10 protein-coding genes are annotated in these 12,123 nt (G+C 63.1%); 7 read left to right on the plus strand and 3 right to left on the minus strand.

Translation table 11 applies throughout. The features are described 5' to 3' along the window. Positions 1-103 precede the first annotated feature (103 nt). The 5 genes from J3A98_RS18530 to pdeM all read left to right on the plus strand — a co-directional run bounded on the left by J3A98_RS18530 (position 104) and on the right by pdeM (position 7,170). Positions 104-1,120 carry a ligase-associated DNA damage response exonuclease gene (locus J3A98_RS18530; RefSeq protein WP_209967688.1) on the plus strand — a complete coding sequence of 339 codons (1,017 nt, stop codon included), beginning with the start codon at positions 104-106 and terminating at the stop codon, positions 1,118-1,120. Beyond that, positions 1,117-2,775 (plus strand): ATP-dependent DNA ligase, encoded by a 1,659-nt coding sequence (locus J3A98_RS18535; protein ID WP_209967690.1) that lies wholly within the window; start codon positions 1,117-1,119, stop codon positions 2,773-2,775. Before J3A98_RS18530 ends, J3A98_RS18535 begins: the two co-directional genes overlap by 4 nt. Positions 2,776-2,888: 113 nt before the next feature. Continuing rightward, complete coding sequence (locus tag J3A98_RS18540; RefSeq protein WP_209967692.1) at positions 2,889-4,004, plus strand: succinylglutamate desuccinylase/aspartoacylase family protein; 1,116 nt, start codon at positions 2,889-2,891, stop codon at positions 4,002-4,004. A gap of 68 nt (positions 4,005-4,072) precedes the next feature. Next, positions 4,073-6,523, plus strand: coding sequence for a ligase-associated DNA damage response DEXH box helicase (locus J3A98_RS18545; RefSeq protein WP_209967695.1), 2,451 nt, complete (start codon positions 4,073-4,075; stop codon positions 6,521-6,523). Then, entirely contained in the window at positions 6,520-7,170 is a 651-nt protein-coding gene (pdeM, locus tag J3A98_RS18550) for a ligase-associated DNA damage response endonuclease PdeM (RefSeq protein WP_209967697.1), read from the plus strand. Before J3A98_RS18545 ends, pdeM begins: the two co-directional genes overlap by 4 nt. Before the next feature lie 6 nt (positions 7,171-7,176). On the opposite strand, the gene J3A98_RS18555 is transcribed toward pdeM, so the two are convergent. Together J3A98_RS18555 and dcd are read right to left on the minus strand one after the other, a co-directional pair. Then, entirely contained in the window at positions 7,177-7,404 is a 228-nt protein-coding gene (locus J3A98_RS18555) for a hypothetical protein (RefSeq protein ID WP_003254918.1), read from the minus strand. A 94-nt stretch (positions 7,405-7,498) separates the two neighbouring features. Beyond that, entirely contained in the window at positions 7,499-8,065 is a 567-nt protein-coding gene (gene dcd / locus J3A98_RS18560) for a dCTP deaminase (protein WP_176685345.1), read from the minus strand. 327 nt (positions 8,066-8,392) lie between these two features. Between dcd and J3A98_RS18565 the strand changes: the two genes are divergently transcribed. Continuing rightward, complete coding sequence (locus J3A98_RS18565; RefSeq protein ID WP_003254922.1) at positions 8,393-8,602, plus strand: cold-shock protein; 210 nt, start codon at positions 8,393-8,395, stop codon at positions 8,600-8,602. A 206-nt stretch (positions 8,603-8,808) separates the two neighbouring features. Here J3A98_RS18565 and apbC read toward each other — a convergent pair whose 3' ends face one another. Continuing rightward, positions 8,809-9,903, minus strand: coding sequence for an iron-sulfur cluster carrier protein ApbC (gene apbC, locus J3A98_RS18570; protein ID WP_209967699.1), 1,095 nt, complete (start codon positions 9,901-9,903; stop codon positions 8,809-8,811). Positions 9,904-10,061: 158 nt separating this feature from the next. Between apbC and metG the strand changes: the two genes are divergently transcribed. Beyond that, positions 10,062-12,101, plus strand: a complete 2,040-nt coding sequence (metG, locus tag J3A98_RS18575; RefSeq protein ID WP_176685347.1) for a methionine--tRNA ligase — start codon at positions 10,062-10,064, stop codon at positions 12,099-12,101. Positions 12,102-12,123: the final 22 nt, after the last annotated feature.

The raw sequence follows: 12,123 nt of genomic DNA on the forward strand, positions 1-12,123 counted from the left end.
GGGGGCCTGGTGAACGTATTCAGCAGCTCCCTCCTACATCCATCCGAACTAACGCCTTGCACCACGTATCCTAACGGGTAAGCCCAGAACCAGTGCCCGTGCCATGGACCTTGTCATCGCCCGCCCCGAAGGGCTGTACTGCCCGCCCGGAGATTTCTATATCGACCCCTGGCGGCCCGTGGACCGGGCTGTCATTACCCACGGCCACGGCGACCACGCACGCACCGGCAATGGCCATTACCTGACCGCCAGCCCCGGTGCCGGCATTCTGCGCAGCCGCCTGGGCCAGGCCATCAATTTGCAGACCCTGCCCTACGGTGAGCGCCTGCTGCACCACGGTGTGACGTTGAGCCTGCACCCGGCCGGGCACGTGCTGGGTTCGGCGCAGGTGCGCATGGAGTACCGAGGTGAAGTCTGGGTTGCATCCGGTGACTACAAGGTAGAACCCGATGGCACCTGTACGCCCTTCGAACCAGTGGCGTGCCACACCTTCATCACCGAGTCGACCTTCGGCCTGCCGATCTACCGCTGGCCAAGCCAAAGCGAGACCTTCGCCGACATCAATGCCTGGTGGCGGGCCAACAGCGAACAGGGCAAAGCCAGCGTGCTGTTCTGCTATGCCTTCGGGAAGGCCCAGCGGATTCTGCATGGGCTGGATGCCAGCATCGGCCCGATCCTCGTGCATGGCGCCATGGAGTCGCTCAACCGGGTGTACCGGGCTGCCGGTATCCGCCTGCCGGAAACCCGCTACGCAGGCGACATCCCGCGCAACGATCCACTGCTGCGCCAGGCACTGATCCTGGCGCCCCCATCAGCCAGCGGCAGCAGCTGGCTGCGCCGTTTTGGCGATTACAGTGATGCCTTCGCCAGCGGCTGGATGCTGCTACGCGGCGCCCGCCGACGGCGCGGCGTGGACCGGGGCTTTGTGCTATCCGACCACGCCGACTGGCCCGGCCTGCTCTGGGCCATTGGCCAGACCGGTGCCAAACGGGTAATGGTCACCCACGGCTCGGTCGACGTACTGGTGCGCTACCTCACCGAACAAGGCCTGGATGCCCGCGCCTTCGTCACCGAGTATGGCGACGAAGACGATGCGCCGAACACGGCCACTTCGCCATGAAAGCCTTCGCTACGCTGTTCCTGCGTCTGGACGCGACCACCTCCAGCAACGCCAAGCTCGAGGCACTGCGCGGCTACTTCGACATGGCGCCCGCCGAAGATGCTGCCTGGGCGGTGTATTTCCTGGCCGGCGGGCGCCCACGCCAACTGGTGCCCACCCGCCTTCTACGCGAACTGGCAACAGCGCTGGCAGGCCTGCCGGACTGGCTGTTCGAAGAAAGTTATCAGGCCGTGGGCGACCTGGCCGAGACCATTTCGCTGCTGCTGCCGCTGCACGTCGATGGCAACGAGGAGGGCCTGGCCACCTGGGTGGAACAGCATTTGCTGCCCCTGCGCGGGCTGCCGCCTGAGCAAGTCCGGCAGCGCCTACCGCCACTCTGGGCCCGGTTGGAACGCGCCAGCCTGATGCTATGCCTGAAGCTGATCACTGGCAGCTTTCGCGTGGGCGTGTCAAAGCTGCTGGTCACCCGCGCCCTGGCACAATTGGCCGGGCTGGACGCCAAACGCGTGGCCCAGCGCCTGGTCGGCTACACCGATATAGGCCATCGCCCGACTGCAGCCAGTTACCAGAGGCTGATCGCCCCAGAGTCCGCCGATGAACACAACCAGCGTGGTGGCCAGCCCTACCCATTCTTCCTGGCCCATCCCCTGCAAGTGTCCAGCGATCAATTCGACACCCTGCTCGGGCCACCAAGCGATTGGCAAATCGAGTGGAAGTGGGACGGCATTCGGGCGCAGGTGGTAAAGCGCGATGGCCAGCTGTGGGTGTGGTCACGCGGCGAAGAACTGGTTACCGAGCGTTTCCCCGAACTGCATGGTCTGGCACAGACGTTGCCCGATGGCGTGGTGCTCGACGGCGAGATTCTGGTCTGGAAACCCGGTGAAAACGAGACTGAACTGGCCGTGCAGCCATTTGCCTTGCTACAACAGCGCATCGGTCGCAAAACGCTGGGTAAAAAACTGCTGAACGATGCGCCAGTGGTGCTGCAGGCCTACGACCTGCTGGAGTGGCAGGGCGATGACTGGCGCAGCCGACCGCAACACGAACGTCGAAGCCAGCTGGAACGCCTGGTGGATGAACACCCACTTGCCCCCGTGCTGTTGTCGCCTCTGCTGCAAGGCCCGGACTGGCCCGACCTTGCCCGCCAGCGCGAACAGTCGCGCAGCCTGGGTGTGGAGGGGCTGATGCTGAAGCAGCGCAAGGCCCTGTACGGCGTGGGGCGCACCAAGGACATGGGCATTTGGTGGAAGTGGAAGATCGACCCGTTCAGCGTCGATGCGGTGCTGATCTATGCCCAACGCGGCCACGGCCGCAGGGCCAGCCTGTACAGCGACTACACCTTTGCCGTATGGGATGCACCGGCAGGTACCCCTGATCGGGCGCTGGTGCCCTTTGCCAAGGCCTATTCAGGGCTCAGTGACGAAGAAATGCGCAAGGTGGACGCCATCATCCGCAAGACCACGGTGGAAACGTTCGGCCCGGTGCGCAGTGTGACGCCAACGCTGGTGTTCGAACTGGGCTTCGAAGGCATCGCACTGTCCCGGCGTCACAAAAGCGGTATCGCCGTGCGCTTTCCGCGCATGCTGCGCTGGCGGCTGGACAAGCCGGTGGAGGAGGCAGATGACCTGGCCACCTTGCAGGCGCTACTGGCCTGAAAAAGTTTGCGTTGCCCGATTGCTGCAGGATGAGGCGCATTCGCTGAAACTATGCTTCTATTTTTGAGCCGACCCGTGTCGCAGACCGTTTTCGCCACGCAGCCAGGACCAACATGCATCACTCAACCCACGACCTGCTCTCCCCCGTTCCGGGCATCACCCGCCAACTGCACAGCTTCCACTTCGGCCCCCGCAGTGGTGGCAAAGTCTATATACAGGCCTCGCTACATGCCGACGAGTTGCCGGGCATGCTGGTAGCCTGGCACCTCAAGCGCCGCCTGGTCGAGCTGGAGCAGCAAGGCCGACTGCAGCGCGAGATCATTCTGGTGCCGGTTGCCAACCCGGTGGGCCTGGAGCAAGTGCTGCTGGATGCGCCATTGGGGCGTTTTGAACTGCAAAGTGGCGAGAACTTCAATCGCAACTTCGTAGACCTGTCGGACAGCATCGGCGACCAGATCGAAGAACACCTCACCCAGGACCCGCAGCACAACCTTGCACTGATCCGCGAATACCTGCGCCGCGGCCTGGATGCACACCCGGCCCGTACCCCCCTGCAGGCCCAGCGCCTGATACTGCAGCGCCTGGCCTGCGATGCCGACATGGTGCTGGACCTGCACTGCGACTTCGAAGCGGTCGAGCACCTGTACACCACACCCGATGCATGGCCCCAGATCGAACCCTTGGCCCGTTACCTGGGCGCCCAGGCCAGCCTGCTGGCAACCGACTCGGGCGGGCAGTCGTTCGATGAGTGTTTCAGCCTGGTCTGGTGGCAATTGCAGCAGCGTTTCGGCAAACGCTTCCCGATTCCGTTAGGCTGCTGCTCGGTAACCGTCGAGCTGCGCGGCCAGGCGGATGTCAGCCATGATCTGGCCAGCAAGGACTGCCAGGCGATCCTCGACTTCCTGACCCACGCCGGTGTCATCGAAGGCACCAGGGCCGCCCTGCCCGCACTGTTACGCCACGCCACGCCGTTGGCCGCGGTGGAACCCGTGGCAACGCCACTGGGTGGGTTGCTGGTTTACCATGCCAAACCGGGCCAGCACCTGGAGGCCGGCCAACTGATTGCCGAAGTCATCGACCCACTCAGTGACCGAGTCACCGCCCTGCGCAACAGCCAGCCGGGCCTGCTGTATGCGCGTAGCGTACGGCGCATGGCCACCGCTGGCATGGTCATCGCCCATGTGGCCGGCGAACAGGTATGCCGCAGCGGCTACCTGTTGGCCAATTGATCCGGGTAAAACCATTGCAGCCGGCCAGTGGTCTGTAGAAGCACAGCCGTCGAGGGACCACCTGCCTCATGCCTGCTGCTACCGACCTCGCAAACACCTGGTTTGCCATGCGCGGCTGGAAGCCCTTCGCTTTCCAACGGCGCGTATGGGCTGCCGTCGCACGGGGCGAGTCCGGTTTGCTGCATGCCAGTACCGGTGCCGGCAAGACCTACGCGGTATGGCTCGCTGCGCTACGTGCGTTCAAGCCCAGGCCGCAGGGCCGCCAGCCGGCCCCCATACAGGTGGTGTGGGTGACGCCCATGCGTGCCTTGGCCGCCGATACCGCACGCGCGTTGCAAGCGCCGCTTGAAGAGCTCGAGCTGCCCTGGAACGTTGGGGTGCGCAGCGGCGACACCAACAGTGCCGAACGCGCCCGACAGGCCCGGCGGCTACCCAGTGTGTTGATCACCACCCCCGAAAGCCTGACCCTGCTGCTGACCCGGGCACAGGCACGTGAGGATTTCGCCACGCTGCAAATGGTGGTGGTGGATGAATGGCACGAGCTGCTTGGCAACAAGCGCGGGGTACAGCTGCAGCTGGCCTTGGCGCGCCTGCGCCATTGGCACCCAGCCCTACCGACCTGGGGCTTGTCGGCAACGCTCGGCAACCTGCAACACGCACTGGATGTCTTGCTGCCCCAAGGTGGCCTGCTGTTGCAAGGCCGGCAAGACAAAGCGCTGCAAGTCGACACCCTGCTGCCAGCAGCGATCGAGCGCTTCCCTTGGGCTGGGCACATGGGCCTGAAGATGCTTGACCAGGTCAGCCATGAGATCGATGCCAGTGCCAGTAGCCTGGTGTTCACCAATACCCGTGCCCAGGCCGAAATCTGGTACCAGGCCCTGCTTGAGGCCCGCCCGGACTGGGCCGGGCTGATCGCCCTGCACCACGCCTCGCTGGCCCGTGATACCCGCGACTGGGTCGAGCGCAGCCTCAAGCAAGGCAGCCTGAAGGCAGTGATCTGCACCTCCAGCCTGGACCTGGGCGTGGACTTTCTGCCTGTGGAACGGGTGCTGCAAATTGGCTCGGCCAAGGGCATCGCCCGCCTGATGCAGCGGGCGGGTCGCTCAGGACACGCGCCTGGGCGGCGCTCCAGGGTCACCCTGGTGCCCACCCACAGCCTGGAACTGGTGGAAGCGGCGGCGGCCCGGCAGGCACTGATAGCCGGCCACATCGAAGCCCGCTTTTCACCGCGCCTGTGCATGGATGTGCTGGTACAGCATCTGGTCAGCATGGCCTTGGGCAGTGGCTTTCGCCCGGAGCAACTGCTCGCCGAAGTGCGCAGCACCTGGGCCTTTCGCGAGTTGCGCGACAACCAATGGCAATGGGCGCTGGACTTCGTCTGCCACGGCGGCAGTTCACTTACCGCCTACCCGGACTACCAGCGCGTCGAGCGTCAGGCCGACGGTGTTTATCGGGTTACCAGCGAACGCTTGGCGCGCCGCCACCGTATGGGCATCGGCACCATCGTCAGCGATGCCAACCTGCAATTGAAATACTGGAGCAAGGGCGCCGGGGGGAAAACGCTGGGCAGTGTTGAAGAAGCATTCATCGCCCGCCTGCGCCCCGGCGATACGCTGGTATTTGCCGGGCGGGTACTGGAGCTGGTGCGTGTGGAAAACATGACGGCCTATGTGCGTCGCAGCACCGCGCGCAAGGCCGCTGTAGCGCGCTGGAACGGCGGGCGCATGCCGCTCTCGAGCGAACTGGCCGAGGCGCTGGTCGAGCAACTGGATGCTGCAGCCCATGAACGCTTTGACGGGCCGGAAATGCGCGCAGTACGCCCGCTGCTTGCGCTTCAGGCGCAGTGGTCAGCCTTGCCCACCACAGGCACACTGCTGGCCGAGACCTTCAAGTCCCGTCAGGGCTGGCATCTGTTCCTGTACCCCTTTGCCGGGCGCATGGCCAACCTGGGCTTGGCCAATCTGATTGCCTGGCGGGTCAGCCGCGCACAACCGCTGTCGGTGTCGATTGCCGTCAACGACTACGGATTCGAACTCCTCAGCCCGACCAAGGTGGACTGGGCCAGGCACTTGCCGCAAGCGCTCGGCACCGGGCACCTGCTGGAAGATGTGCTGGCCAGCCTGAATGCCGGGGAAATGGCACTGCGGCGCTTTCGGGAAATTGCCCAGATTGCCGGGCTGGTGTTTGGCGGCTATCCCGCCGCGCAGAAGAGCACGCGGCAAATCCAGGCCTCCAGCGGGCTGTTCTATGAGGTGTTTCGCAAACACGATGCGGGGAATCTGCTGCTTGGCCAGGCGCGGGATGAGGTATTGAGCGAAGAGCTGGAAATCGAACGGCTGCGTCGGCAATTGCTGAAAATGAGCGCGCTGCAACTGGACCTGCGGGCGTTGAAGCGGCCAGGGCCACTGGCGTTTGCCTTGCTGGTGGAAGGCATGCGCGAGACATTGAGCACCGAGAAGCTGGCAGACCGCATTGCGCGGATGGTGGCGGACCTGGAGCAAGCGGCGGACGCGGAATGAATTACCAACCCATCGAACACTGTGGTCAGGTGCTCTGGCTGCTCGCCGACAAAGCCATCTACTGGCCCGCCCGCCGCGCCCTGCTGGTGGCCGACGTGCACATCGGAAAGGCCGCCAGCTACCGCGCCCTGCATCAACCGGTGCCACGCGGAACGACTGAGGCGACACTCGCCCGTCTCGATAGACTGCTGGCCGAGCACGACTGTGAGCAACTGATCATCCTGGGCGATTTTCTTCACGCCCGGACGGCCCGAGCACCGGCAACACTGGCCAAGCTGGATGATTGGCGGAAGCGACAAAGAAAACTGAAAATTGCCCTCATACGCGGCAATCATGATCGCAACGCCGGCGATCCACCAACTTCGCTCGATATTCAGATCGTGGGCGAGCCTTGGGTTCTGGAGCCCTTTGCCCTGCAGCACGAACCGCAGCCCCACCGCACCCATCCGGTGCTCGCGGGCCATGTACACCCGGTGTTCGTCCTGCGCGGTAAGGCCCGTCAGCGCCTGCGCCTGCCTTGCTTCGTGATCGATGAGCAGGTCAGCCTGCTACCTGCGTTCGGTGAGTTCACCGGAGGGTGGGAAGTCACCCCCGCCAGCGCCAGCCGGGTGTACCTGGCGGGCGCTGACCGCATCTGGCCGCTATAGCGACGCTCAGGCGACTGGTGCGGGAGGCGGCTCGTCCGGCAAGGTCGGCTCACCCGGCTCCATGGGAGGCGTCTCACCGGGTTCCGGCGGTTGCGGAGTATCGGGGTCAGGTTGATGGGGCACGCCCCCCGCCTGCATGGGCAGCGGGTGCGCCAGCAGTGACCAGGGCAACAACCCTACGTGATTGGGCTGCAGGCCTGCCAGCTTGGCACTGATTGCGGGATGGAGTTTCATAGGCTGCTCCTGACGAAAGCCGATGCACATCATGCACACCGGCGTTACTTCGTTGGAGTGCCAAAGGCGCGGGTAATTCCCCGCGCTTGTCGGCTCAGGTGCGCGGCAGGGTGACGCCACGCTGGCCCTGGTATTTGCCGCCACGGTCCTTGTACGACACTTCGCACTCTTCATCGGACTGCAAGAACAGCATCTGCGCCACGCCCTCGTTGGCGTAGATCTTCGCCGGCAGCGTGGTGGTGTTGGAGAACTCCAACGTCACGTGGCCTTCCCACTCGGGCTCGAGTGGCGTGACGTTGACGATGATGCCGCAACGGGCGTAGGTGCTCTTGCCCAGGCAAATGGTCAGGACATCACGCGGAATGCGGAAATATTCGACAGTGCGCGCCAGGGCGAAAGAGTTTGGCGGGATGATGCACACGTCACTCTTGATATCGACGAAGCTGCCGGCATCGAAGTTTTTCGGGTCGACGGTGGCCGAGTTGATGTTGGTGAACACCTTGAATTCGTTGGCGCAGCGCACGTCGTAGCCATAACTGGAGACGCCGAAGGAGATCACACGGCTGTCCTGCTCGCCGCGCATCTGGCGCTCGACGAAGGGCTCGATCATGCCGTGTTCCTGCGCCATGCGGCGAATCCACTTGTCCGATTTGATGCTCATGGCGGGGTGTCCTGAAGAGTTGCGTGGTGAAAATCGTGATGCGCATATTACCGGTCCCGGCGCCCAGGTTAAAGTTCCATCCCAAATCCCGCGCCGGGTGGGGGCTGCAGCCGCCGCCGATCCGAATTTGCCTAAAGCGCCTTCTGACCATTGGCAGGTTGCGGAAAGTGGGGTAAGGTGTTGCCACTGTGCTGCACGTGACACCGAGAATCTCTAGTTTGATGCACGATCCTGATCGGCCCATCGCTGAATTTTCTGCTCTCTTTGCGCTCAGTCCCGGGCAGGGTTTTTCCTGACCGTTATCAAATTGTCCAAGGAGACAGAAAAATGTCCAACCGTCAATCCGGTGTTGTTAAGTGGTTCAACGATGAGAAAGGCTACGGCTTCATCACCCCTCAGTCGGGCGACGACCTGTTCGTGCACTTCAAAGCCATCCAAGCTGACGGCTTCAAAACCCTGAAAGAAGGCCAGGCTGTTACTTTCGTCGCTACCCGCGGCCAGAAAGGCATGCAGGCTGAAGAAGTTCAGATCGCCTAAGTCGATCTAGCTTCCTAGCTTTCAAAAAAACCCGCCTTCTGGCGGGTTTTTTTATGCCTGTGCAAAAGCCATGCATGCAAGTGTGGGATCGGCCTTGTGTCGCGAAAGGGCCGCAAAGCGGCCCCAGCAATACTTGATTGCATCACGGATCTTGGGGGCGCTTCGCACCCCTTTCGCGACACAAGGCCGCTCCCACTGGGACTGCGTCAGTCTTCGCTGATGGTAATGCTCGGCATTGCTGGCGCCGCTGCTTCCTGCAGCACGATCCGCGCGCCCACCTGGCGGGCCAGTTCCTGGTAAACCATGGCAATCTGGCTTTCCGGCTCGGCGATTGCCGTCGGCTTGCCGCTGTCGGCCTGCTCACGTATCAGCATCGACAACGGCAGCGACGCCAGCAGGTCGACGCCATACTGGCTGGCCAGCTTCTCGCCGCCACCTTCACCGAACAGGTGCTCGGCATGGCCGCAATTCGAGCAGATATGTACGGCCATGTTCTCGACAACGCCCAGCACTGGAATGTTGACCTTGCGGAACATTTCCACGCCCTTCTTGGCATCCAGCAGAGCCAGATCCTGCGGCGTGGTGACGATCACCGAACCGGCCACCGGGACCTTTTGTGCCAGGGTCAACTGGATGTCACCGGTACCTGGCGGCATATCGATCACCAGGTAATCCAGGTCATCCCAGGCGGTCTGGGTGACCAGTTGCAGCAGCGCGCCGGACACCATCGGGCCACGCCATACCATCGGCGTGTTGTCGTCTGTGAGGAAAGCCATGGACATGACTTCCACACCGTGAGCCTTGATCGGCACGAACCACTTCTGCTCGCGAATCTGTGGACGGGTGCCCTCGGCGATGCCGAACATCACACCCTGACTGGGGCCGTAGATATCGGCATCGAGAATACCTACCCGTGCGCCTTCACGTGCGAGGGCCAAGGCCAGGTTGGCTGCGGTGGTCGACTTGCCCACACCGCCCTTACCCGACGCCACGGCGATGATGTTCTTGACGTTGGCCATGGCTGGCACCTGTGCCTGGGCCTTGTGCGCGGCCACCACGCAGTTGATCGAAACCTGGGCGCCACTGACACCCTCAAGGCTGCCGATGGCGGTCTGCAGCACCTGGGCCCAGCCACTCTTGAACAGCCCTGCGGCATAACCCAACTGCAACTGCACGCTGACCTGCCCGCCCTGGATATCGATGGCGCGCACGCAGCCGGCGCTGACCGGGTCCTGGTTCAGGTAGGGGTCGGTGTACTGGCGAAGCACGCCTTCAACGGCGGCACGGGTGACGGCACTCATGGAGACTCCCATTGGCAAACTGAATGTAAAACAGCCGCCTATCCTAACCCGTCAATCGTCAGCAGATACGCTTGCGGGGTGAAATATCTTCGCCAGCCCTTTATAGTGGCCGATCACCCTCATTTTTACCCCGTAGCCAGATAAGTAGCCGAGCCACCATGTCCGAGCCACGCCAGATTCTCGTCACCAGCGCCCTGCCCTATGCCAATGGATCGATCCATCTCGGCCATATGCTGGAGTACATCCAGACGGACATGTGGGTACGCTTCCAGAAGCTGCGCGGCAACCAGTGCATCTATGTCTGCGCCGACGACGCCCACGGTTCGGCCATCATGCTGCGCGCCGAAAAGGAAGGCATCACCGCGGAACAGCTGATCGCCAATGTCCAGGCCGAGCACAGCAGCGATTTCGCCGACTTCCTGGTGGACTTCGACAACTTCCACTCCACCCACAGCGAAGAGAACCGCGAGCTGTCGAGCCTGATCTACTCGCGCCTGCGTGAAGCCGGGCACATCGCCACCCGCTCGGTGACCCAGTACTTCGACCCGGAAAAAGGCATGTTCCTCGCCGACCGCTTCATCAAGGGCACCTGCCCGAAGTGCGCGGCCGAAGACCAGTACGGCGACAACTGCGAAAAATGCGGCGCCACCTATGCACCCACCGAGCTGAAGAACCCCAAGTCAGCCATCTCCGGTGCCACCCCGGTACTGCGTGACTCCCAGCACTTCTTCTTCAAGCTGCCAGACTTCCAGGCCATGCTGCAGCAGTGGACCCGAAGCGGCACCCTGCAGGACGCGGTAGCCAACAAGCTGGCAGAATGGCTGGACTCCGGCCTGCAGGAGTGGGATATCTCCCGCGACGCGCCGTACTTCGGCTTCGAGATCCCGGGCGAGCCTGGCAAATACTTCTACGTATGGCTGGATGCGCCGATCGGCTACATGGCCAGCTTCAAGAACCTCTGCGCACGCCGCCCGGAGCTGGACTTCGACGCCTTCTGGAACGAAGGCTCCAAGGCCGAGCTGTACCACTTCATCGGCAAGGACATCGTCAACTTCCACGCCCTGTTCTGGCCAGCCATGCTCGAAGGCGCCGGCTTCCGCAAGCCAACCGCGGTCAACGTGCACGGCTACCTGACGGTCAACGGCGCCAAGATGTCCAAGTCGCGCGGCACCTTCATCAAGGCCCGCACCTACCTGGACCACCTGCAGCCGGAATACCTGCGTTACTACTATGCGGCCAAGCTGGGCCGTGGCGTCGACGACCTGGACCTGAACCTGGAAGACTTCGTGCAGAAGGTCAACTCCGACCTGGTCGGCAAGGTAGTCAACATTGCCAGCCGCTGCGCCGGTTTCATCCACAAGGGCAACGAAGGCGTGATGGTAGGCGGTGATGCCGCGCCTGAGCTGACCGAAGCCTTCCTGGCTGCCGCCCCCTCCATCGCCGAAGCCTATGAGGCCCGTGATTTTGGCCGTGCCATGCGCGAAATCATGGCACTGGCCGACCGCGCCAACGCCTGGATCGCCGACAAGGCACCGTGGTCACTGGCCAAGCAGGAAGGCAAGCAGGATGAAGTCCAGGCCATCTGCGCCCAAGGCATCAACCTGTTCCGCCAACTGGTGATTTTCCTCAAACCGGTACTGCCGGTGCTGGCTGCTGACGCCGAGGCTTTCCTCAACGTGGCCCCGCTGACCTGGAACGACCACCTGACACGCCTGGAAAACCACCCGCTTAACCCGTTCAAGGCCCTGATGAGCCGTATCGAGCCGGCCAAGGTCGAAGCCATGATCGCTGCCAGCAAGGAAGACCTGCTGGCTGCCGAAGCCAATGCCCCGGCGGGCAATGGCGAACTGACCAAGGACCCGCTGTCGGCCGAGATCGAGTTCGATACCTTCGCGGCCGTCGACCTGCGCGTGGCGCTGATCGTCAAGGCTGAGGCCGTAGCGGGTGCCGACAAGTTGCTGCAACTGACCCTGGACATTGGTGACGAGCGCCGCAACGTGTTCTCCGGCATCAAGTCGGCCTACCCAGACCCGTCCAAACTGGAAGGCCGCCTGACCATGATGGTGGCCAACCTCAAGCCACGGAAGATGCGCTTTGGCGTATCCGAGGGCATGGTCATGGCTGCCGGCCCTGGCGGTGAAGAAATCTACCTGCTGAGCCCGGACAGCGGCGCCAAGCCAGGCCAGCGCATCAAGTAACAGCCCTGCGGGCCATTGTGGG

Source organism: Pseudomonas sp. BP6 (assembly GCF_017875935.1).
GTDB classification, from domain to species: domain Bacteria; phylum Pseudomonadota; class Gammaproteobacteria; order Pseudomonadales; family Pseudomonadaceae; genus Aquipseudomonas; species Aquipseudomonas putida_Y.